Annotated in this window: 17 protein-coding genes; 8 read left to right on the top strand and 9 right to left on the bottom strand. The window is 70.5% G+C overall.

Features of this window, described 5'->3' with window-relative positions:
* Window positions 1–54: 54 nt before the first annotated feature.
* The 3 genes from ACFY1S_RS06315 to ACFY1S_RS06305 are packed head-to-tail and all read left to right on the top strand — an operon-like array spanning window position 55 to window position 7,854.
* Entirely contained in the window at window positions 55–2,841 is a 2,787-nt protein-coding gene (locus ACFY1S_RS06315; protein ID WP_387113370.1) for an alpha-L-fucosidase, read from the top strand.
* A gap of 30 nt (window positions 2,842–2,871) precedes the next feature.
* Window positions 2,872–5,145: a family 20 glycosylhydrolase gene (locus tag ACFY1S_RS06310; protein WP_387113368.1), complete on the top strand. Its 2,274-nt coding sequence runs from the start codon at window positions 2,872–2,874 to the stop codon at window positions 5,143–5,145.
* 18 nt (window positions 5,146–5,163) lie between these two features.
* Window positions 5,164–7,854 (top strand): discoidin domain-containing protein, encoded by a 2,691-nt coding sequence (locus ACFY1S_RS06305; protein ID WP_387113366.1) that lies wholly within the window; start codon window positions 5,164–5,166, stop codon window positions 7,852–7,854.
* Window positions 7,855–7,913: 59 nt separating this feature from the next.
* On the opposite strand, the gene ACFY1S_RS06300 is transcribed toward ACFY1S_RS06305, so the two are convergent.
* Genes ACFY1S_RS06300 through ACFY1S_RS06275 form a run of 6 tightly spaced genes read right to left on the bottom strand, consistent with a single transcriptional unit; the run spans window position 7,914 to window position 12,664 of the window.
* Window positions 7,914–8,237 carry a DUF202 domain-containing protein gene (locus ACFY1S_RS06300; RefSeq protein ID WP_387113364.1) on the bottom strand — a complete coding sequence of 108 codons (324 nt, stop codon included), beginning with the start codon at window positions 8,235–8,237 and terminating at the stop codon, window positions 7,914–7,916.
* Window positions 8,238–8,270: 33 nt separating this feature from the next.
* Window positions 8,271–8,666 carry a YidH family protein gene (locus ACFY1S_RS06295; protein ID WP_387113362.1) on the bottom strand — a complete coding sequence of 132 codons (396 nt, stop codon included), beginning with the start codon at window positions 8,664–8,666 and terminating at the stop codon, window positions 8,271–8,273.
* The gene (locus tag ACFY1S_RS06290) at window positions 8,636–10,048 is read right to left on the bottom strand and encodes a sulfatase (protein ID WP_387113360.1); all 1,413 of its coding nucleotides are present in this window, start codon (window positions 10,046–10,048) and stop codon (window positions 8,636–8,638) included. The genes ACFY1S_RS06295 and ACFY1S_RS06290 overlap by 31 nt, the downstream gene beginning before the upstream one ends.
* A gap of 23 nt (window positions 10,049–10,071) precedes the next feature.
* A complete protein-coding gene (locus ACFY1S_RS06285; RefSeq protein WP_387113358.1) occupies window positions 10,072–11,073 on the bottom strand; it encodes an aliphatic sulfonate ABC transporter substrate-binding protein in 1,002 nt (333 codons plus the stop codon).
* Window positions 11,070–11,852 (bottom strand): ABC transporter ATP-binding protein, encoded by a 783-nt coding sequence (locus ACFY1S_RS06280; RefSeq protein WP_387113356.1) that lies wholly within the window; start codon window positions 11,850–11,852, stop codon window positions 11,070–11,072. Before ACFY1S_RS06280 ends, ACFY1S_RS06285 begins: the two co-directional genes overlap by 4 nt.
* Window positions 11,849–12,664: an ABC transporter permease gene (locus ACFY1S_RS06275; RefSeq protein WP_387113354.1), complete on the bottom strand. Its 816-nt coding sequence runs from the start codon at window positions 12,662–12,664 to the stop codon at window positions 11,849–11,851. Before ACFY1S_RS06275 ends, ACFY1S_RS06280 begins: the two co-directional genes overlap by 4 nt.
* Before the next feature lie 332 nt (window positions 12,665–12,996).
* Between ACFY1S_RS06275 and ACFY1S_RS06270 the strand changes: the two genes are divergently transcribed.
* The gene (locus ACFY1S_RS06270; RefSeq protein WP_387113352.1) at window positions 12,997–15,414 is read left to right on the top strand and encodes a family 20 glycosylhydrolase; all 2,418 of its coding nucleotides are present in this window, start codon (window positions 12,997–12,999) and stop codon (window positions 15,412–15,414) included.
* Between the two features lie 101 nt (window positions 15,415–15,515).
* A complete protein-coding gene (locus ACFY1S_RS06265; protein WP_387113350.1) occupies window positions 15,516–16,703 on the top strand; it encodes an ROK family protein in 1,188 nt (395 codons plus the stop codon).
* Between the two features lie 95 nt (window positions 16,704–16,798).
* On the opposite strand, the gene ACFY1S_RS06260 is transcribed toward ACFY1S_RS06265, so the two are convergent.
* From ACFY1S_RS06260 to ACFY1S_RS06250, 3 genes are read right to left on the bottom strand one after another with little or no spacing between them, the layout of a single operon-like run.
* Window positions 16,799–17,641, bottom strand: coding sequence for a ketose-bisphosphate aldolase (locus ACFY1S_RS06260; RefSeq protein WP_387113348.1), 843 nt, complete (start codon window positions 17,639–17,641; stop codon window positions 16,799–16,801).
* Window positions 17,642–17,650: 9 nt separating this feature from the next.
* Complete coding sequence (locus ACFY1S_RS06255) at window positions 17,651–18,547, bottom strand: SIS domain-containing protein (RefSeq protein ID WP_387113346.1); 897 nt, start codon at window positions 18,545–18,547, stop codon at window positions 17,651–17,653.
* Entirely contained in the window at window positions 18,523–19,551 is a 1,029-nt protein-coding gene (locus ACFY1S_RS06250; protein ID WP_387113344.1) for a 1-phosphofructokinase family hexose kinase, read from the bottom strand. The genes ACFY1S_RS06255 and ACFY1S_RS06250 overlap by 25 nt, the downstream gene beginning before the upstream one ends.
* A gap of 403 nt (window positions 19,552–19,954) precedes the next feature.
* Here ACFY1S_RS06250 and ACFY1S_RS06245 point away from each other — a divergent pair, with 403 nt between their 5' ends.
* From ACFY1S_RS06245 to ACFY1S_RS06235, 3 genes are read left to right on the top strand one after another with little or no spacing between them, the layout of a single operon-like run.
* A complete protein-coding gene (locus ACFY1S_RS06245; RefSeq protein ID WP_387113342.1) occupies window positions 19,955–20,935 on the top strand; it encodes a right-handed parallel beta-helix repeat-containing protein in 981 nt (326 codons plus the stop codon).
* 20 nt (window positions 20,936–20,955) lie between these two features.
* A complete protein-coding gene (locus tag ACFY1S_RS06240; RefSeq protein ID WP_387113340.1) occupies window positions 20,956–23,307 on the top strand; it encodes a family 20 glycosylhydrolase in 2,352 nt (783 codons plus the stop codon).
* A complete protein-coding gene (locus ACFY1S_RS06235) occupies window positions 23,304–23,450 on the top strand; it encodes a hypothetical protein (protein WP_387113338.1) in 147 nt (48 codons plus the stop codon). Before ACFY1S_RS06240 ends, ACFY1S_RS06235 begins: the two co-directional genes overlap by 4 nt.
* Window positions 23,451–23,472 lie beyond the last annotated feature (22 nt).

Here is a 23,472-nt window from a genome sequence, read left to right as displayed (position 1 = left end):
CCCGTTCACGCCACCGCACCGCCCCTCCCTGCCCCGCTCTCGGAGAGGACACCCATGCCCCCCACCCTGCGCCGCCCCCGCCCGCGCGCGAGCGGGGCCGCACTGGCCGCCCTGGCCCTGCTCGCCAACTGCCTGATCCAACTCACCCCACCGGCAGCGCCGGCCAGCGCGGCACCGGGGGACGGCACGATCACTGGCGTGGCCAGTGGCCGCTGCGTCGACGTGCCCGGCGGTGCCACCACCGACGGCACCGCCCTGATCCTCTGGGACTGCACCGCAGCGGCCAACCAGATCTGGACCCGCGAGGCCGACACCACCATCCGCAACCGGGGCAAGTGCCTCACCGCCGCCAGCACCGCCAACGGCGCCGCCGCCACCATCGCCACCTGCGGCACCGCCACCAACCAACGCTGGACCTACGACACCACCACGAAAACACTGCGCAACCAGGCAACAGGCACCTGCCTCGACGCCAACGGCGGCGGCACCGCCAACAACACCGCACTCATCCTCTGGCCCTGCACCACCGCCACCAACCAGCAGTGGCGGGTCTCCGCCGCCGACTACCAACCGCTGCTCGACGTCGGCTTCAGCGGCACCTTCACCTCCACCACCGGCTACACGCCGTCTACCGGCGAACTGGTGGACGGGCAGCTCACCCGGCTGGCCGGCAGCGAGACGATCGGCGGTACATCGATCACGCTCACCGGCGGGGGCACCGGCATCGGGTTCACCCCGCGGATCCCGGTGACAGGCACCAAGTACGTCAACCGGAGCCTGCTGGCCGAGGCGGTGGTACGCCGCCAGAGCGGCGCCACCCTGAGCTTCGACACCGTGCTCAGCCTCGCCGGCGGCGGCTACTACCGCTACGCCAACGGCTCGCAGACCACCACCGAGTTCGGCATGTACGGGCCGGACGCGCCGTACCACGACACCCGCCAGGGCGGACCGGACCTGCCCGCCACGCAGGACACCCACGTGGCGTTGGCCTACGAATACGTGAGCGACTCGGCGGCCCGGCTCGTCGCGTACGTCAACGGCTGCCAGGTGGGCACCACGGTCACCACACCCGTCGCCGCGGCCAACGCGTCGCAGGGTCTGCTGACCTTCGGCAACGACGCCGGCACCCGGAACCGGGGCTGGCACGGCACTGTGGACGCCATCGCCCTGGCGACGATGACCGGCGCCGCCGGTCCGGCCGACTTCCAACTCGACGCGCCGGTCTGCGGGGGCACCCCACCGCCGCCGGGCTGCGCGGGCAACCCCGGCACCAGCGGCCCGGTCACCCCGGCCACCGTCATCACCGTCGACAGGTGCGACACGGTCGACCGGATCCGGCAGAAGGCCGCGCAGGTCGTGCCGTCAGCCGCCCAACTCGCCTGGCAACAGCGGGAGCTGACGGCGTTCCTGCACTACGGCATGAACACCTTCACCGACGTCGAGTGGGGCAGCGGGAACGAGGATCCGGCCCTGTTCAACCCGACGACAGTCAACCCCGCGCAGTGGATGGACGTCCTCAAGCGCAACGGGTTCAAGCAGGTCATCCTCACCGTCAAGCACCACGACGGGTTCCTGCTCTACCCGTCGCGCTACAGCACCCACTCGGTCCGCAGCAGCCCCTGGTGGGGTCGGACCAGCCAGGGCGACATCCTGCGGGCCACTGTCGACGCCGCCCGCGCCGCAGGCCTGGCCGTCGGCTTCTACCTCTCCCCCGCCGACGGCGCGGAGATCCCCGGCCGGCGCGGAGGCGACCGGTTCGGCAACGGCAGCGCCAAGCGGGCGGTGACCATCCCGACGCTCGTCGCCGGTGACACCCGCACCCCGACCCAGACGTACGCGTACCAGGCCGACGACTACAACGCCTACTTCCTCAACCAGCTCTACGAACTGCTCACCGAGTACGGGCCGATGGCCGAGGTGTGGTTCGACGGCGCGAACCCGTACACCGCGTACCCGCAGCCGTACCAGGTCGGTGACTGGTACCGGCTGATCCGGGCGCTGCAACCGAACGCCACTATCGCGATCAACGGACCGGACGTGCGCTGGGTCGGCTCGGAGTCCGGGGCGTTCCGGGCCGACGAGTGGAGCGCGCTGCCGTTCAAGGGCACCGATCCCGGCGCGCTGAACCGCGACGACGACATGCTCGCCGGTGCCGGTTCCGGCGACCTGGGTTCCGGTGCGCTGATCGGCCGCAACCTGGGGACGATCACCTACCTGTCGTGGTATCCGGCCGAGGCGGACGTCTCGATCCGGCCCGGCTGGTTCTGGCACTCCGGCCAGAACGGCTCGGTCAAACAACCGGCCGCGCTCATGCAGCTCTACGAGAACGCGGTGGGCCGCAACGCCAACCTGCTGCTCAACGTGCCGCCCAACCGCGCCGGCGTGATCGACGCGCCGGACGTCACAGCCCTCGACGGGTTCGGCACCGCGCAACGCGCCAGGTACGGCCGGGAGTTGTTCGCCAAGGCGGGAGCGACAGGCACCCACGCCGCCCTCACCGACGCGGCCCTGGGCACCTACTGGTCGCCGGCGAACGGGGCCACCACCGGCGCGGTCGAGCTGACCGCCTGCCGGGCCCGCACGTTCGACCGGGTCCTGGTGCAGGAGTCGGTCGGCAACGGCCAGCGCGTCGAGGCGTTCGCCGTGGACGCCTGGATCAACGGCGGCTGGCAACAGGTCGCCTCCGCCGGGACGGTCGGCTACAAGCGGATCGTTCCGCTCTCCACCGCCGTGACCAGCGACCGGCTGCGGCTGCGGGTCACCGCCGCGCGCGGCGTACCGCAGGTCGCGACGCTCACCGCGTACGCGACCGACAGCACCGCCAACCCGGCGTCCTGCTGATCTCCAGCCCCTTCCCGAGAGGAACGGTTCATGCGTCTTCGAGGTATCAGCGTCACCGGAGCGGTGGGAGCACTTGCCGCCGCACTGCTGACCGTGCCCGCCACGCCGGCCTCTGCCGTGCCGGGTGACCTACAGGTGATCCCGGCGCTCAGGCAGTGGACGGCGGGCACCGGCAGCTACACGTTCGGTGCCGCGACCCGCATCGTCGTCGACCCCACGTACACCACCCAGCTCAACGACGACGCGGCCACCTTCGCGGCCGACCTGCGGGACCTGACCGGACGCACGGTGCCGGTCGCCACCGGGAGCGCGGCTGCCGGCGACATCCGGTTGACCCTGGGTGGCAGCCAGCCCGCCGAGGGCTACACCATGACTGTCGGATCGAGCATCTCCATCCAGGGCTCCACCGACGCGGGCGCCTTCTACGGGACCAGGACGGTGCTGCAACTGCTCAAGCAGTCCACGAGCGTGCCCGCCGGCACCACCACCGACGCTCCCACCAAGTCCGAACGCGGTCTGATGGTGGACGTGGGCCGCAAGTACTTCACAGTCGACTGGCTCCGCCGGCACGTCAAGGAACTCGCCTACCTGAAGATGAACCGGTTGCACCTGCACCTGTCCGACACGTTCGGATTCCGGCTGGAGAGCACCACCCACCCGGAGGTGATGTCGCAGCAGTACTACACCAAGCAGGAGATCCGCGACCTGATCGCCCTCGCCGCCAGGTACCACATCGAGGTGATCCCCGAGATCGACATGCCGGGCCACATGAACGTCATCCTGGCCAACCATCCGGAACTCCAACTCGCCGACACCAACGGCAACCGCAACCCCTACTACCTCGACCTGTCCAAGCCGGGCGCGTACACCCTCACCCGGGACCTCATCACCGAGTTCCTGCCGCTCTTCCCCGGCCGGTACTGGCACATCGGCGCGGACGAGTACGTCGGCAACTACGCCGCCTACCCGCAGCTGCTGACGTACGCCCGCGCCACGTACGGGCCGAACGCCATCGCGAAGGACGCCTACTACGGCTTCATCAACTGGGCCAACGACATCGTGCGCGCCGGTGGCAAGACGACGCGCATGTGGAACGACGGGATCGGCACCGACGGCACCATCCGGCCGGCCTCGAACATCCACGTCGAGGTCTGGTACAACTACGGCATCACCCCGCAGGCCCTGGTGGACCGGGGGCACACCATCTCCAACCAGGCGTGGGATCCCACCTACTACGTCCCCGCCATCAGCAAGCCGAGCGTGACGTGGGCCTACGAGACCTGGACCCCGGAACGGTTCCAGGGCAACAACACGGTGAACGATCCCTCGCGCAACCTGGGCACCGTGGTGCACGTCTGGTGCGACTACCCGGACGCGGAGACCGAGGACCAGATCGCCGCCGGCATCCGGACGATCCTGCGCGTCGTCGCCCAACAGACCTGGGGATCGCCGAAGCCGGCGGCCACGTACACCGCCTTCAGCACCATCATCGACCGCATCGGGCGGGCTCCCGGCGGCCCGGCCGTGGCGACAGGCAACCTGGCGCTGAACCGTCCGGCGACCGCGTCGTCCACCGAGACGGCGGCCTTCCCGGCGTCGGCGGCCGTGGACGGCGACCTGAGCACCCGCTGGTCGTCGGCCTACACCGATCCGAGCTGGATCCAGGTCGACCTCGGCAGCAGCCAGGAGTTGTCACGCGTGGCACTGCGCTGGGAGGCCGCGTACGCCAGGGCGTACCAGATCCAGACCTCCACCAACGGCACCACCTGGACCACCGCGGTGACCGTCACCGCCGGTGACGGCGGCACTGACGAGCACGTCCTCAACACCACCGCCAGGTACGTGCGCGTGCAGGGCACCCAGCGGGCCACCACCTACGGCTACTCGCTGCAGGAGTTCGAGGTGTACGGGCCGAAGCGGGGTGCCATCACCGGTGTTTCCAGCGGGCGTTGCATCGACATTCCCGGTAGCAACACCACCGACGGCACCGCGGTGAACCTCTGGGACTGCAACGGCGGCGGCAACCAGACGTGGACCCACCGCAACGACGGCACCCTCACCGCCCTGGGCAAGTGCCTGGAGCCGGCGAACGGAAGCCTCACCGATGGCACCTCGATCGTGATCCGCACCTGTTCGACAGCCGCGTACCAGCGCTGGACCTACGACGCCGCCACGAGCAGCTACCGCACCGGCGGCAAGTGCCTGGACGCCAACGGCGGCGCGACCGCGAATGGCACCCGCCTCATCCTCTGGCCGTGCACGAACGGCGCCAACCAGCGCTGGAGCACGCCCACCACCCTCTGAACCACCGATGGAGGCACGATGCAGCACGACACGCCACTGCCACCCGCATCCCGACCACGGCCACGGCGGCTCGTCGTGCCCACCATCGTCCTGACTCTGGTCGCCGGTGCCGTCGCCACGGTCGGGAGCCATCCGGCCCCGGCCGGCGCGGCGGTCCCGGCGGACCCGACCTACGCCGACGCCGCCGGTCTGGTCTTCCCCGGCGTCGCGCCGGGCGCGGCTACCGCGTCGCTCTCCGGCGGCAGCTTCACACTTGCCAACGCGGCGCTGTCGGCCACCTGGAGCGTGGCCGGCAGCACAGTGTCGCTGACCCGGTTCGACAACCGGGCCGCGAACACCTCGGTGCCGATGAGCATGCGGAGGCTCTTCACCCTCACCCTCGCCGACGGCAGCACCATCACGACGGCGAACACGAGCGTCTCGGCCGGGCCGGTGCTCAGCGACCTGCCGGCGAACGCCGGGTCGGCCCGGCTCGCGGAACGCTTCGCCGGCAAGGCGGTCACCACCACCTTCCGGTACGGCGCCGGTTCCCGCACGCTCGACGTGCAGTGGCAGGTACGGCTGCGCGGCGGGGCCAACTCGGTGCAGCACAGCTTCACCGTGCGCTCGGTGGCCGGAACGTTCGACGTGACCTCGCTGCGCCTTGTCGAACTGGGCCTGACGAACGCGCGGGTCCTCGGTGCCGACGACGGCAGCCCGGTGGTGCACGGCGCGGCGGGCGCCGAGACGGTGTTCGTCGGCGTCGAGAACCCGATGGCGAAGGCCAGTGTGAACGGGTCCGCCGTCGACATCGCGGTGCCCCGCGCCGGTGACCTCACCGCCGGCACGTCGTGGGTCTACACGGCCTCCACCGGTGTCTCACCCGCCGGGCAGCTCCGCCGCTCGTTCCAGTACTACCTGCAACGCGAACGGGCCCACGACCGGCGCACGTTCCTGCACTACCAGAGCTGGCTGGACCTCAAGCCGCCGGGCGAGGTCATCAACAGTACGGAGCTGACCCGGGCCATCAACCTGTTCGGCACCCAGTTGCGCAACCGTGGTGCCACCATCGACAGTTTCTGGGTCGACGACGGCTGGGACTACCTGCGCACACCCCCGGTCGACGAGACGAACCTGCACGTCTGGTCGTTCGACCCGACCCAGTTCCCCACCGGCTTCGCACCGCAGAAGGCCGCCGCCGCACAGTACGGGGCCTCGATGTCGGTCTGGATGTCACCGTTCGGCGGGTACGGCACCAGCGCCGCCACCCGCCAGGCCATCAACGCGAGCAAACCGACTGACCAGCGGTTGGAGACGCACAGCGGCGGCCAGTTCAAGCTCGGCGGCTCCCGCTACCACGACCGGTTCCGGTCGGTCGCCTTCGACATGATGGACAACCAGGGGGTACGCGGGTTCAAGCTGGACGGCATCGGCGGTGGGCTCTACCAGTCCGGCCCGAACGCCAGCTACATCGCCGACTACGAGGCCCTGCTCGGGTTGACCGGCGACCTGCGCGCGCACCAGAAGGACGTGTTCGTCAACGCGACGGTCGGCACCTGGGGGTCGCCGTACTGGCTGTGGTACACCGACTCCATCTGGCGCGACGGGCACGACGCGGGTCTGGTCGGCGCCGGCAGCGCACAGCAGCGCTACGTCAACTACCGCGACTCGGAGACGTTCCGCAACAACACCAGGCAGAACCCGCTGTTCCCGATCCCGAGCCTGATGAACCACGGGATCATCTTCTCCGACCGCACACCCCAGTTCACGGCCGACTACGACCTGACCAAGCCCAGTGTCCAGGCCGAGGTGTCGCAGGACATCCGCGCCTACTTCGCGCTCGGGCTGAGCCTTCAGGAGCTGTACGTCCGCAACACGCTCGTCGACGCGGGTCGGCCGGGCGCGGCGTGGTTCTGGGACACCGTGGCGGCCAACGCCAGGTGGGCGCGCGTGAACCAGGGGTTGCTCAGCGACGTGCACTGGGTGGGCGGTGACCCGGCCGTCGGCGCGGTCTACGGCACTGCCGCCTGGAACTCCTCGGCGGGCGCGTCGAAGGGGATGCTGATGCTGCGCAACCCGTCGGCGTCCGCGCAGAGTTTCACTGTCAACCCGCAGACGGTCTTCGAGCTGCCCGGCGGGACGCACCAGCGGTACCGGTTCACCGAACGCGACGGGCGGCGCGCCGGCTTCGTGTCCGGTCCGGCCGCACCGGTGAGCATCACCCTCGCACCGTTCGAGGTCGCCATCTTCCAGGCCACGCCTACGGACGAACCGATCGGCGGCGGCAGCAGCCCCCAACTGCCCCGTACCGGCTGGACCGCGACGGCGGACAGCGTGGAGACCGTCGGGGAGAACGGCGCCGCCGCCAACGCCATCGACGGCAACCCCGCCACCATCTGGCACACCCGCTACGTAGGGGGTGTCGCTCCCATGCCGCACCAGCTCAGCATCGACCTCGGCGGCAGCTACCGGATCGACAGACTCGACTACCTGCCCCGCCAGGACGGCGGCACCAACGGCACAATCGCCGACTACCAGGTCCAGGTCAGTACCGACGGCACCACCTGGACCCAGATCGCCGCCGGCACCTTCGGCGCCGGCAGCACCCTCAAGACGGCGGTCTTCACGCCCACCACCGCCCGGCACGTCCGCCTGCGCACCACGCGCGCCGCGAACGGCGCCGGGTACGCCTCCGCCGCCGAGATCAGCCTGTACGGCTCGACGGCCTGACCGGTACCGGCCGTCCCGGGGCACCCCTATCGTCGCCCCGGGACGGCCGCATCCCCACCTCACCTGGCGAGGACATGGGCGAGGACCGCCACGCCCCCCGCCACCACCAGCACGTTGCCGACGGCCAGCAGGCCGGCGCCCTCCGGGCGGCCCAGGTGCGTGGGCAGCCGCACGGTGCGATACCGGCGTCGAGCCAGCACAGCCACCACGACGGCGAACGGTGCGCAGGCCAGCACGATCCCCGCGGCGATCGGATGACGGGGCACCAGCTCCCGCCCGACGGCCAGCAGCACGGCGGCCGTCGCCAGCGCCGTGCGCAGCCACGCGAGCAGGGTGCGTTCGGCCTGCGCCCCCCGGTCGTCGAGGCGCGGTGGCTCCGTCACCTCAGCACCACGACGCCAGATCAGCACCACACATCAGACCAGCACCACGACGAGGATGGTCAGGCCGGCCACGACCACCCCCGCCGCCGACACGACCGCGACGGGGGTGGACGGCAACGGCAGCTGGAGCCGCAGTGCCCGTTCGTTGCGGCTCCACCTGGGGAACGCCTCGACGGCCACCCCGACGGCGAGCACCGCCAGCACGGCGGCCGCCCACTGCGAGCCTTCCGTGCCGAAGGCCTTCACCGCCGCCGCGGCCACCATGAGACCCAGCGAGGTCCGCAGCCACGCGAGGAAGGTGCGCTCGTTGGCGAGGGAGAACCGTGGGTCCGGCTCGGTGCCCACCCCGTAGACGCGGCGTGGCCAGCGACGGTCGGATCGTCCCGTCGACTCCTCCGTCACCCGGTGACCGGTGCCGACGGCTGCCACGGGACGTCACCACACTCCCGCTGGACCCGGGCCAGTTCGTCGGTGAGTGCCGCCCGGACCTGCGCGTACGCCGGGTCGTCGTAGACGCTGCGCATCTCCCACGGGTCGGCCCGCAGGTCGAACAGCTCCCACTCCGGCTCCTGCGCCGTGGCGGAGGTGCCGGGCAGGCCCAGCCCGTCGGCGTAGTAGTAGACGAGCTTGTGGTCGTGGGTGCGTACGCCGTAGTGGGCCCACACGTGGTGCTCGTCGTCGTCGTGCTCCCAGTAGCGGTAGTACACCGACTGCCGCCAGTCGTCGACGTCCTCGCCGCGCAGCAGCTGGCGCAGGGAGCGCCCCTGCATGCGGCTGTCGGCCGGCACGCCTGCGTAGTCGAGGAACGTCTGGGCGAAGTCGACGTTCATGGCGAGCGCGCCCGTGGTGGAACCGGCGGGTATCTCCGCCGGGTAGCGGATGAGGAACGGCATCCGCAGCGACTCCTCGTACATGAACCGCTTGTCGTACCAGCCGTGGTCGCCGAGGAAGAAGCCCTGGTCGGACGTGTAGACGACGATGGTGTCATCGGTCAGGCCGTGCTCGTCGAGGTAGTCGAGCAGGCGGCCGACGTTGTCGTCGACGCTGGCGACGCACCGCAGGTAGTCCTTGATGTAGCGCTGGTAGGTCCAGAGCGCTGCCTCGTCGGGGTCCAGGTGCGGCGGCAGCATCTCCTTGATGTCGTTGGCCGTCAGGTCCCGGTCCACCCGCATCCGGGCGGCTCGGGCGGCGGCGGCGTGCCCCGAGTGGTCGTCGTCGAACGAGCCCGGTACGGCCACGTCCTCGACGTACATGTCGCGGTGCTTCTCGTCGGGTTCCCAGTTGCGGTGCGGGGCCTTGTGGTGCACGAGCAGGCAGAAGGGGCGCTGCTGGTCGCGCTTGTCGAGCCAGTCGACGGCCAGGTCGGTGATGATGTTCGTGCAGTAGCCGGCGCGGACCTGTTCGGTGCCGTCCATGCCGATGAACACCGGGTCGCGGTAGCGGCCCTGGCCGGGCACGACCTCCCAGTAGTCGAACCCGCGGGGGTCGTGCTCCGGACCGTGCCCGAGATGCCACTTGCCGACCAGGGCCGTCTGGTAGCCGGCGCGGCGCAGCAGCTCCGGGAAGACCATCTGCCGGTTGTCGAACTCGGTCGACAGCGTCTGCACGCCGTTGACGTGGTTGTAGGTGCCGGTGAGGATGGTGGCCCGGCTGGGCGCGCACAGCGAGTTGGTGCAGAAGCAGTTCTCCAGCAGGGCGCCACCGGCCGCGATGCGGTCGATGTGCGGCGTCTCGTTGATCTTGCTTCCGTAGGCGCCCACCGCGTGCGCGGCGTGGTCGTCGGCCATGATGAAGACGATGTTGGGCCGCACGGGTTTATCCCTTCTCACCGGATTCAGGACGCGTACGCGGCGGCGTCGTAGTAGGTGCTCGGGTCGACCGACTCCGGCAGTTTGCCGAGGTCCTTGAACAGGCCGTTGAGGCCCGTGAGCCAGCCGGCGACGGTGCCGTCGGTGGACTTGGCGGCGAGTTCCGCCGACGGCAGGAACCGGGCGTTGGTGGCCTCGGCGCGGAGTTGCTCGACCGGCGCCGACTTGAGGAACTTCGCGGTGATCTCGACGGCGCGGTCCACGTTGGCGACCCGCTCGTCGTTGGCGGCGCGCAGCACCGCGAGCACCTTCTTGACCAGTTCCGGCTTGCCGGTCACCACGTCGTTGCGCCCGACGTAGGCGGACGGGAAGCTGACGTCCGGGTAGAAGTCCTCGTTCTTGGCCAGCTCGGTGAGGTTCGGGACCCGCTTCTTGATGGTGCCGATGAGCGGGTACCAGATGCCGGCGGCGTCGATCTGGCCGGACCCGAACGCGGTGACGACAGTGCTCGGGTCCATCGTCACCTTCTGGACGTCGTCGATGGAGAGCCCCGCGCGCTTGAGGGCCAGCCGCACGATCATGTCGCCGGAGGTGCCCTCGGGCACGCCTACCTTCTTGCCCTTGAGCGCGGCCATGGAGGTGATGCCCGGCTGGGCGATGACCCGGTCGGCGAAGCCGAGCGAGTTGATGGCGACGACCCGCGCCTTGCCGGAGGCCGGCAGCCACATCGCGCCCGGGCCCAGGTAGCCGAAGTCGAGGTCACCCGCGCCGAGCGCCTGCACCTGGAGCGGCCCGTTGGTGAAGACCTTGAGGTCCGGCTTCAGACCGTGCTGGGCCCAGAGCTTCTTGTCGTCGGCGATCGCCATGAGGCTCGCGCCGGTGAAGTCGGCGATGTAGCCCAGCTTCACCGGTTCGGTGGCGGAGCCGCCCGATCCGGACTGGTCGTCGTCGCCGCAGGCGGCGAGGGCCGCGGTGGCGCCGAGGCCGGCGATGCCGGCCAGCAGGGCGCGACGGGAGAGAGGGCTCATCGGGATGCACCTTCCTGGGGGGTCTGGTGGTAGACAGCGCGCCAGACCCGATTGCGGATCCGGGAGAATTCCGGGGAGAGGCGGACCGCTTCGGTCCGCGGGTAGGGCAGATCGACGTCGATGATCTCGTGCACCCGGCCCGGCCTGGCCGCCATGACGACGACCCGGTTGGCGAGGTAGACGGCCTCGTCGACGTCGTGGGTGATGAACATGACGGTCCGCCGCTCGGTGCCCCAGGTGTCGAGCAACTGGTCCTGCATCTGCACCCGGGTGAGGGCGTCGAGGGCGCCGAAGGGTTCGTCCATGAGCAGGACGCCGGGGTCGACGGCGTACGCGCGGGCGATGGCGCACCGCTGCCGCATCCCGCCGGACAGCATCCGAGGCAGCGCGTCCGCGAAATCGGTGAGGCCCACCAGGTCGATGAAGTGCTGCGCCTTCCGTCGCCGTTCGGCCCGCCCGACCTTGGCGATCTGGAGGCCGAACTCGACGTTCTGGCGCACGGTCAGCCAGGGGAACAGCGCGTACTGCTGGAAGATGACGCCGCGTTCCGGGCCGGGACCCCGCACCGGTCGTGCGTCGACGAGCACCTCACCACCTGTGGGTTCGACCAGGCCGGCGGCGATGTTCATCAGTGTCGACTTGCCGCAGCCGGACGGCCCGACCACTGTGACGAACTCCCGGTCGGCGATGTCCAGGTCGACGTCGCGCAACGCGTGGAACGGCTTGCCGCCCACCTCGAACGTCCGGCTGGTGGAGCGGAAGGAGATCTTCTCGGTCATCGGCGTTCCTGCCATCCGGTGAGGCGCTTCTCGGCGGCGAGCAGGAGCCGATCCATGACCAGGCCGAGCACACCGATGGTGATCAGGCCGACGAAGATGCTCGGCAGGTCGTAGTAGATCTGCGCCTGCTGCATTCGGTAGCCGAGACCCTCCTGGGCGGCGATCAACTCGGCGGCGACCACTGTCGCCCACGCCGCGCCCAGGCCGACGCGCATGCCGACCAGGATGAACGGGGTGGACGCGGGGACGACCACCCGGCGGAACACCACGGCGTCGTTGGCGCCGAGCACCCGAGCAGCGTTGATCATGGTCTTGTCGACGTTCACCACGCCCTGGAACGTCGACACGACGCAGGACAGGAACGCGGCGAGGAAGATGACGAAGATCTTCGGGGTCTCCCCGATGCCCATGAGCAGGATGGCCAGCGGGATGACGGCCAGGGGCGGAATCGTGCGGAAGAACTGCACGTAGGGCTCGATCAGGCCGCGGGCCGTCCCGTACCAGCCCATGAGGAAGCCGACCGGGATCGCGAGGGCGCTGCCGAGCGCGAAACCGATGAGCACCCGACGCAGGCTGGCGAGGCTGTCGTCGAGCAGGGTGCCGTCCATCGCCAGCTCACCGGCGCGGACGGCGACCTCCTGCGGGCCGGGGAGGCCCGAGACGCCGATCCGTGCCAGCACGGTCCAGATGCCGATGCCCAGCACGACGGCGATCCCGTTCCACACCAACAGCGGTACGGCGCGGTGCGGCCGCGGCGCCGCGGTGGGGGTTTCCGACCCTCGGGGTGGGGACGGTTGTACGTCTATCGCCACGGTGGTGCTCCGTAGCCCAGCTCGGACATGGGGCCCCTCTCCGGTCGGCGGCATTGCAGGTAAGCGAATCTTTGGCGACCCGGCGAATCTTGTCAACCCTTCGGACTAAAAAGCCCGAGCTGGGAGCGGTGCAGTGGTTCATAAGATGTCAGATCTCTGGCCCCGCAGCCTAGGGCTGGCCGCGCCGCGCGACAAACGCCCAACCCGCAGCCGGCCGGCAACCCGGTTATTATCCGGGGCATTGACACAATTCAACGGCTTGACCAGACTGCGGCTACCCGAGCCACCAGTCCCCCGGCGAACCGGGCGACGGACGAAGGAGTCCCATGTCGATGCCGCGCTCCCCCCACACCACCGGATCCCGACGCCGCCTCAGCGCGACGCTCGCCGTCGTGGTCGCCGCGTCGCTGCTCGCGCCGCTCGCGTCCGGCTCGCCGGCCACTGCCGCGCCGGTGAACCTGGCCCGTACCGGCACCGCCACCGCGTCGAGCGTCGAACTCGACCGCGCCGACTTCGTCGCCGCACACGTCAACGACGGCGACCGCGGCACCCGCTGGTCGTCGAAGTACCAGGACGACAACTGGGTTCAGGTACGGCTGGCGAGCGCCGCCCGGGTCGACCACGTGACGCTGACCTGGCCCAACGCGTGCGCCCGTGACTTCAGCCTGCTCACCTCGACCGACGGTGTCGCGTGGACCACTGTGACCCGCCTCCAGCGCGACACCTGCCCCCGCACCGACGTCATAGCTGTCAACTCGTCCCAGCCGGTGTCCTACGTACGGATGCAGGGCCACAGGCGGTGGGCGGGTTACGGCTACTCGATCTCCGAGTTCGAGATCTGGGACAGCACCGCGCCGGCACCGGCGCCCTCGCTGGGCCTGCTGCCCAAACCGGTGTCGCTCGCGGAGAACGGCGGCACGCCGTACACCCTGAGCCCGAACACCCCGATCGTCGCGGTCGGGTCGCCTGCCACAGCGCCCGCCACCTACCTCGCCGGCCTACTCCGCCCCGCCACCGGGTACGCCCTGCCGGTGGTCACCCAGAGCACCGCGCCCGCGCCCATCGTCGTGGAGGTGGGGGCCGGCAAGGGTCCGGCCGGCCACGCCGCCGAGGGGTACCGGCTCGTTGTCACCAGCGGCACGGTCCGGATCAGCGCCGACACGGCGAACGGGGCGCTCAACGGGGTGCAGACGCTGCGACAACTCCTCCCCCAGTGGGTGGAGTCCGACACGGTCGTGAGCGCCGCGTGGACGGTGCCGGCGGTGACCATCTCCGACTACCCGCGCTTCGCCCACCGCGCGATGATGCTCGACGTCGCCCGCAGCTTCTACCCGATGAACGAGATCAAGGCGTACATCGACAGCGCGGCGCAATACAAGATCAATCGTCTGCACCTGCACTTGACCGACGACCAGGGCTGGCGGATCGCCATCGACAACCCGGCGAGCAACCCGGCGGGCATCGACTACGGCCGGCTCACCTCGGTCAGCGGACGCACCGCTATGACCTACAACGACAGCGGTCAACTGATGGGCACCGAGCTGGGTGTCACGGGCTTCTACACCCGGGCCGACTACGCCGAGATCGTGCGCTACGCCGGCGTGAACGGCATGACAGTCATCCCGGAGATCGACATGCCGGGGCACACCAACGCGGCGCTGCACGCCATCCCCCAGCTGAACACGGCAGGCGCCCAGCCCAAGCCGGCACCCGGGCAGCAGACCGCGCCGGCCAACGGCACCGGCAACGTCGGCTACTCGACGCTCGACTCCGCCAGCGCGACGACGTACGAGTTCGCCACGCAGGTCCTGACCCAGATCGCCGCCATGACGCCGGGGCCCTACCTGCACATCGGCGGCGACGAGGCGCACGTGACAAGCCACGCGAACTACACCACGATGGTCGACGCCTTCACCGCCACTGTCGCGTCGCTCGGCAAGGCAGTTGTCGGTTGGAACGAGTACGCCGGCACGACGCTGCCCCAAAACAACGCCGTGGTGCAGTACTGGAACGGCGACCGCACGGCGGTGGCCAACGCGGTGACCGGCCGCGGCGCCCGGGTCGTCCTCTCCCCCGCCGCACACACGTACGTGCCGCAGAAGCAGGACTCCCGCCAGCCCCTCGGCGGCACCTGGGCGTGCGGTGGGCCGTGCGGGCTGGACCGGCACTACAACTGGGACCCGGGCACCTTCATCCCGAACATCGCCGAGACAAGCGTGCTCGGTGTCGAATCGGCCCTGTGGGGCGAGTTCATCCGCCGCGTCGGCCAGGCGCAGTACTACAGCTTCCCGCGCCTCATCGCCACCGCCGAGGTGGGGTGGACGCCGCAGGCGCAGCGCGACTACGCCGACTTCACCACACGCCTGTCGGTGGCCGGGGGGCGGTTGACAGTCGAGGGCGTCAACTTCTTCCCCACCGCCGACGTGCCGTGGCGCTACCAGGCGATCGGCAGGCCCGCCGCCGTCGTCGTCGGCGCACCGGCTGGCGCCACCTGGACGGTCACCGCCCCCGGGCTCCGCAGCACCGACCTGGCCGCCACGATCACCTGGAGCGACGGGCGGGTGGAGGCGTTGACGCCCACCGCGACGCGCGAGCCGAGTATCCCGGCGATGCAGATCAACAGTGCGTTCACACTGGTGTCCCGGCGCACGTTCGACGCGGCGGGGACGTACACCGGGACGTTGTCCGTGCGCTCGGCCGGGCTGACCCCGGTCCAGGCGGCGCTGAGCGTCACCGTCCGCGTCAGCTGACCGCCGGCCGGCGCCACCACCTCGCCACGTGGTGGCGCCGGCCACCGCGCCGTACGTTGCCGCGACGACACACGGGGGCACGCGTCGGTCATGATGGTGCCGTGATCGAACGCCCGGATGCCATGCAACGCGTGCGGCTGGCACACACGGAGGCCCTGCTGGCCCAGCTCCGCAGCGCCGGCCCGCTCAGTCGGGCCGACCTCATCCGGCTGACCGGGCTGTCGCGCACCACCCTGTTCGACATCATCGGCGACCTCATCGCCCGCGGTGTGGTCGTCGAGCGGGAACCCTCGCTGTCCGGCCACCGGGGCCGGGGACGGCCGTCCACGACCGTCAGCCTCAACCCGTCCGCCGGCCGCATCGTCGGCATCGACCTCGGCCGGGCGACGCTAACCGTCATCGTCGCCACCCTGGGGCACGACATTTTGGCCCGGGGCAGCCGCCCCGTCACGCTTGCCGCCGGGCCGGCCCGGCGGGCCAACGCCGCGATCAAACTGATCGACGACCTCGTGCAGGAGCACGACATCGACCTGCGCGCGCTGGAGGCGATCGGCCTAGGCCTGCCCGGCCTGGTGGATGGCCGGGGTCGTCCATCGGGTGCTGCCAGCCCTTCGGCGGCCGCCAAGCAGGTCCGCGCGCGGATCCAGGACCGCTACGGCGTCGCCGTCGTCACCGACAACAACTCGCGGCTGGCCGCGCTCGCCGAGGGCACCTGGGGAGCGGCCCGCGACGTGCGGGACGCCATCTACGTCAGGTGGAGCGACGGCGTCGGTGGCGGCCTCATCGTCGACGGCCGGCTCGCCCGGGGTGCCAACGGCGCGGCTGGCGAGATCGGCCACGTCAGCGTCGATCCCGACGGGGACCCGTGTCCGTGCGGTGGTCGCGGCTGCCTGGAACTGCTGATCCGTCCGTCGACGCTCATCGAGCGCTGCGCGGCCCGGGGCGTGACAGTCAGCGACCCGGCCGACCTGGTGGCGCGGGCCCGCGCCGGCGAGCCGACAGTCGAGGAGGTGGTGCGGCACGCCGCGACGCTGCTCGGTCGCGTGCTGGCGGGCATGGTGGTGCAGGTGGACCCGGGCACGGTGGCCATCGGCGGCACCCTGGCCCACGCCGGCGAGGTGGTGCTCGGGCCGGTCCGCGCGGCGATCGCCGGGCTGGCGATGCCCCGTCACACCCGCCGCCCGGACGTCGTGCCCGCCCAGTTCGGCGACGAGGGCGGTGCACTCGGCGCCGTCGCGGCCGCCCTGCGGCTCAACCTGTCCGAGCCCGCAGCCGCCTTCCCCGCCTAGGGGCGTGTGGCAAAGCCCTCGGTCGAGCCGAGGCGCAGTCCAGGCGGTGGGCCCGCCGCGGTCCAGGGGCTTTGGCACCCGCCCCGGAACGGCGCCTACGCCGCCGAGGGAAGGAGCGTGAGCAGCCGTTCGACGCCATCGGTCACCGCGTCCCGGCCGGCCGCGAGGTAACGGCGTGGATCGCGGGAGTGGGGCACGGCGGCCCGGACCGCGTCGGTGAACGCCACGTTGAGCGCCGTACCGACGTTGATCTTCACCATGCCCTCGGCGACCGCGGCGCGGATCTGCTCCAGCGGCACCCCGGAGGAGCCGTGCAGGACCAGGGGCACGGGTACAGCGTCGCGGATCGCGGCCACCAGGTCGAGATCCAGCGAGGCGGTCCGGTCGGCCATCGCGTGGGAGCTGCCCACCGCGACCGCCAATGCGTCGACACCCGTCTCGGCCACGTAGCGGGCGGCCTCGGCCGGGTCGGTGCGGACCCCGGCGGTGTGGGCGCTCGCCGGGGCGTCCGGTTTGCCGCCGACGTAGCCGAGTTCTGCCTCCACCCACAGCCGGTGGTCGTGCGCCCACTCGGTCGCCTTACGGGTGGTGGCCACGTTCGCGGCGTACGGCAGCGTGGACGCGTCGACCATCACCGAGCTGAACCCGGCGTCGGGTGCCTGTTCCAGCAGTGTGGTGTCATCGACGTGGTCCAGATGCAGCGACAGGGTGGCGCTGGACCGCCAGGCGACCTCGGCCGTCGCCGCCGCGATCGCCGAGACGCCGGAGTGGTAGCGGGCGGCGTTCTGACTGATCTGCAGGATCGCCGGCCGGCCGGCACGCTCCGCCGCGGCGGCGATGGCCTGGGCGTACTCGATAGTGATCACATTGAACGCGAGCACGCCGGTACCGGCCGCCCGGGCCGCCGCTACCAGGTCGGCGGTGGGAACGAGGGTCATCGTGGGTCCTCAGGCGACCGGCGCGGTCAGGACGACGGACCGGGTGAGCAGCCGGGGCTGATCCGGCTGCAGGCCGCGACGCACGGCGAGTTCGACGGCGAGGCGCTGCGCGGTCGTGAGGTGCGCCATAGCGTCGACGTCCTCGTGCACCACTATCGCCCCGGTGGCGGCCAGGTCGTCGAGGAGGCCGGGCACCACCGGCCCGAAGATCCAGACCACCGACCTGTGGTCCACAACGCTTATCGGACCGTGCCGGAACTCCATCGCCGGGTACGACTCGGCCCACATCTGCGCCGCCTCGCGCAGTTTGAGGGCCGCCTCGTGCGCCACGCCCACCGTCCAGCCGGTGCCGAGGAAGGTGAACTGGTCCCGACCGACGACGGCCGGATCCAGTGGCGTGGCCAGGTGGGTCCGCGCCTGGTCGACGGCCTCGGTCAGGTCCTCGCCGAGACCGGCACGCCAGAGGGCGAGCGCGGTCGTGGCGAAGCGGGTCTGCACCACCGACTGCTCGTCGGCGAAGTCGAGGACCACACAGTCGCTCACGAGCCGGGTCACCGGCCGGTCGGCGTCGGTGGTGAGCACCGTCGAGCGGCTGCCGGGCGGCAACTGCTCGAGGAGTCGGATCACCTCGGTGGTGGTGCCGGAACGGGTGATGGCGACGATCCGGTCGTACCGTCGCCCGGTGGGGAACTCCGACGCGGCGAAGGCGTCGGTCTCGCCCTGACCGGTCGACTCCCGCAGCGCGGCGAAGCTCTGCGCCATGAAGTACGACGTTCCGCAGCCGACGACGGCTACCCGTTCGCCGGGCTTGGGCAGGGCCCGCAACACCTCGGGTCGAGTGACCAGTTCCGCGGCGCGACGCCACGTCTCGGGTTGGGTGGCTATCTCGGAGGCGACGTGCGACACGGTTCCTGCTCTCTGTCGGTGCGGTGCTCGGTGAGTTCTTCCACTGTGGTTCCGGGTAGCAGTCGGGAGGCCACGGAGTCGTCGTATCCGCCCGCCCACGGGCAGGCGACGGCCGCCGCCGAGACGGCCGCGCCCCGGGCCAGGACGTCCCGCCAGGGCGCACGGGTGAGCAGCCCGTACGCGAGCACGGCCGCGAGGGCGTCGCCGGCTCCTGTCGGGTTGCCGGCCACCCGTTCGGGCGCGCGGGCACTGTAGGCGGCTCCGCCGGTCACAGCCACGAAACCGTCCGCGCCACGGGACACGACACCGGCGCCGGCGCCTAGCCGGACCAGCCGGTGCGCCACCTCCACGGCGTCGTCGCGGGTGCGTACCGGGCGGCCGAGCAGGTCCGCCGCCTCGTGCGCGTTGGGTTTGCCAAGTGTCGGCGCTGCCCGCAGCGCGTGACGGAGCGCGGGTCCGCTGGTGTCCACGATGGTCTCGGTCCCACCGGCCCGTGCGATGGTGACGAGGTCGGCGTACGCCGTCTCGGGGACGCCCGGTGGCCGGCTGCCGGACAGCACCACCACCCGGGCTGCGCGGACCCGCTGCGCGAACACGTCCCGGAACGACTCCCACTGGTCGGCGCTGACCGGTGGGCCTGGTTCGTTGAGGACTGTCGCCGTGTCCCGTCCGAGGATGGTGACGGTGCGGCGGGTCTCGGCGTCGAGGCGGGTGAACCACGCCGGTACGCCGGCGGCCGCCAGTTCCGCCTCGATCTGGTCGCCGGCCGCACCGCCGGCCAGGCCGAGGACCATCGTCTCGGCACCCAACTGCCGGAGTACCCGGGCGACGTTCAAGCCCTTGCCGCCGGCACGGGACACCACGCCCGTCACCCGGTGGGAGGTGTCCGGTACCAGGTCGGGGACGGTGTAGGTGATGTCCACGGCCGGATTGAGCGCCACCGAGATGATCAGGTCGGCCCGGACCCGGGACTCCGGCGGATCGCCGTTCCGGTCTCGTCTCATGTCCGCCCCTCCCGGAAGATGCCAGCCACACGAGCACGCATGATCTTTCGTGACATCCACGCGACGGAATCAATCAAGATATTGCAGACCTTAGGAGCTGCTCCCCGGCGGCGTCAAGGTCGGCCCTACGCCTTCACGCACGTCATCGGTGTCCGGTCAAGGGATCGGGACGGCGATCCGGTGTTGCGGAAGCTTGCAGCATGTTGCACCAGCGGCGACGTTGAATCGATCCCTTGACGTCCGTCGATAAGACTCGTAGATTCGTCCGACATCTGACGTAGGACAACCGCCCCCCTCTGTCCGAAGGATCCCATGACCACACGACTCCCCCGCCGCTCGCGCCCTCGCGGGCGCCGCCGGTGCCCTCGCCGCCGTCGTACCTCCCGGGCGCGCCGACGCAGCGGTGACCGCGACGTCCCTGCCGGTGCTCGGCGTTTCCGACGACTGGAACGCCGTCCTCGCCCGTACACCTCAGGTGCAGCTCGTCCCCGGCGCCACCTACACCCTCACCGCCCCCGTCGCCCTGCCCGACCGTTGCCTCATCGTCGGAAACGGCGCCACAGTCACCGTCGCCACCGACCAGACCGGCGCACTGTCCATCGTGGGCCGCACCGGCGTCACCATCAGCGGCGTCAATTTCCTCGGACGCCAGGCCAGCCCGGTCGGCACCGCACCACAGTTCGCGCACGTCGCCGTCCGGATCAGCCGCAGCACAGGCGTCCGCATCCTGGACTGCGACTTCACCAACTGGCGCGGCGCCGGCGTGGCGATCACCGGCTCCGCGGCCGACGACTACTTCGGCTACCGGCTCAAGGTCAGCGGCAACGCCTTTCACCGCTGCTACTTCGGTGTCTCGCTTACCGACCGCAGTGAGTACTCGCAGTTGACAGCGAACAGCTTCACCTCGTGCCGACTCGCGATCTGGAACTCGTCGGGGAACTGGACGGTAAACGACAACCTCGTCGTCGGCTGCTACGGCGCGTACTACTCGTTCGCCCAGACCAGCCCGTACGGCGCGCTCGCCAGTGACAACTGGGGGCACGGCAGCCTGACCGGCAACACCCTCAACCACTCCAACGGCGGCGTCCCGGTGCGGTGGAGCACCGCGCTGCCGTTCCCGATCGGCGCGACGGTCCGCGACCCGGGCCCCGGCGTGGTCGTCGACGGCGTCCTGCCGCCGACCTTCACCGGCAACACCCTCTGGTACAGCGACGTCCGCGCCACGAACCTGCTGGGCACCCGGTGGCTGCTCTCCGGGTGCACGCTCTCCAACCTCGCCGTCACCTGCGCCGGCAGCGTCCCGGTGCACCTCGTCGGCACACAGTCCAACAGCGGCACCGCGCCCCTGTTGCAGGGCAACGTCAAGGATCTCCTACCGCTCTGATCGATCGGGGGTACACGACCGTGTTCTCGTCCCGCAAGCGGCTCCTTCCTCTCGTCCTCACCTCCCTGCTGGTCGGCGGGGGGCTCAGCGTCCCGTCGGCGGCCCAGGCGGCCAACCCGACGCCCCAGGTCGCGCCGAGCGTCCGGGAGTGGACCGGCGGCACCGGCGTCTGGACGCTCGCCGCGACCTCCCGCATCCTGGTGGACCCCGCGCACGCCAGCCAACTGTCGTCGGCAGCGACGTCGCTGCGCGTCGACCTCGGCGCGATAAGCGGCGGCGACGTACCCGTGGTCTCGTCGGCGACACCGGGAACCGGCGACATCCTGCTCACCCTGAACGCCGGCGACCCCGGCATCGGCGACCAGGGTTACCTGCTGACCGCCGGATCGGCCGTCGTGGTCCGCGCGAACGCGGCGGCCGGCGCCTACTACGGCACGCAGACCCTGCTGCAAGTGATCAAACAGAGCGCGACGAGGACGACGGTGCCGGCGGGGACCATCCGGGACTACCCGCAGTACCGCGAGCGCGGGGTGATGCTCGACGTCGGCCGGCACTTCTACGAGATGGACTACCTGGAGCACCTGCTGCGCCGCATGGCGTGGCTGCGTCTGAACACACTGCGCATGCACTTCACCGAGTGGAACGGGTTCCGTCTGCGCAGCGACAGGTACCCCGGTCTGGCCTCCACCCAGTCCTACAGCAAGGCCGACCTGCGCCGGATGCAGGACGTCGCCAAGCGGTACCACATCACCATCGTTCCCGAGATCGACCTGCCCGGGCACGCGACCGCGATGACGACGTACGACCCGTCGATGAGGTTCTCCTGCCCGTCGATGGACTACGCGCCCTGGCCCGGTGGTTCGAACGGTGGCTGGACGCTCAACCTGACGAAGGACTCCGCCCGGACGTTCGCCATGAACCTGCTGTCGGAGTTCGTGCCGCTGTTCGACGGCCCCTATTTCCACATCGGCGGCGACGAGTACCAGAACGACGCCGCCAAGAACAGCTGCCCCGAGCTGGTCAGCTACGCACAGGCGCGGGGTTTCCCGTACACCGGTGACGTCTTCACCGAGTTCATGAACCTGATGAACGACAAGGTGCGGTCGTTCGGCAAGACGGCCCAGCTGTGGAACTGGTGGGAGACGAACGGTCAGCAGACAAGCATCAAGCCGTCGACGAGCATCGTCCTCACGCCGTACACCGGGTCGTTGAGCTACTTCTACAACCTGGGCTACAGGGTGGTCGGCGTACCGGAGAGCACGTTGTACGTGACTCCCGGGCTCAATCTCTACGTCAACACGAAGAACGTGTACGAGATCTGGACGCCGGACCAGAACGCCAAGGTCAATGGCTACCAGATGGCCCGCTGGTCGGACGCTGTGGAGTACCAGAGCGACGGGTGGTTCGACCAGTACGCCAAGCGGCCGACCGAGGTCGTGGCGGAGCGTCTGTGGGGTGGCCCGCGTTCGGGCACCGTTGAGGCGTTCTTCGCCCGGGTGGACGCGATCGGGGACGCCCCGGGCGTGCCGAGCGTGGTCCAAGTCAACGACAACACCACGGGGAGCGGAGACAACCAGTTCAGCTACTCGGGCACCTGGTCCTACGGGACCGGCGGCAGTCAGCAGTTCGAGGGCGACGACCACTACAGCAGCACGCTCGACAGCGCGTACCAGGTCCGGTTCACCGGAAACAAGATCAAGCTCTTCGCCGCCCGGGCGGCGAATCACGGGCGTGCCGGCGTCTCGATCGACGGCGGCCCGGAGACGGTGGTCGACCTGTACTCCCCCACGCGTGTGGACCAGGCGATGGTCTTCACCAGTGGACCGCTGGCGCAGGGCTCGCACGTCCTGCGGGTGCGGGTGTTGAACAGCAGGAACGCCAGTTCGTCCGGCACTGCGGTCACCGCGGACAAGGTCGAGGTGTCCCGGGCGGCGACCCCGGTCGCGGCGTTCGACCCGTCGACCGAGTACCGGGTCGTCAACCGCAACAGCACCAAGGTGCTCGAGGTGCCGGCGGGCAGCGGAGACGGCGCGAACGCCATCCAGTGGTCGAGCAACGGTGCGGCGCACCAACGGTGGACTCTCGTCGAGGCCGGCGGCGGCTACCACCGCATCGTCAACCGCAGCAGCGGCAAGGTGCTGGACGTGTCCGGCTCATCCACCGCCGACGGAGCGAGCATCGTCCAGTGGACGAGCCACGGCGGCGCGAACCAGCTGTGGAGCGTTATTCCGGTCGGAACGCATTACAAGATCATCAACAGGAATTCCGGCAGGGCGCTCACCGTGGCGAACGCCGCGACCGACGACGGTGCCGCCGTCGTCCAGTCGACCTACCGCGGAGGTACCGAACAGCAATGGACCATCACCCGATGAAGGACAGTTCGAGGGCTCGTCCGGGCCTGGCGGCCCGGGCCGGAACCGCCGCCGCAGTCGCGTTGACGCTTCTGCTGAGCCTGCTGATGCCGGCATCCGCCGCGCAGGCCACGGCAGCCCGCCAGCAGTGGTCGCTGTCCTAGTCGGCACGTGGATCCGGCTCGT

Origin of the sequence: Micromonospora sp. NPDC000663 (genome assembly GCF_042898105.1) — a bacterium.
In the GTDB taxonomy this organism is placed as follows: Bacteria; Actinomycetota; Actinomycetes; order Mycobacteriales; family Micromonosporaceae; genus Micromonospora.
This window is presented reverse-complemented; position numbering and strand designations above follow the sequence as displayed.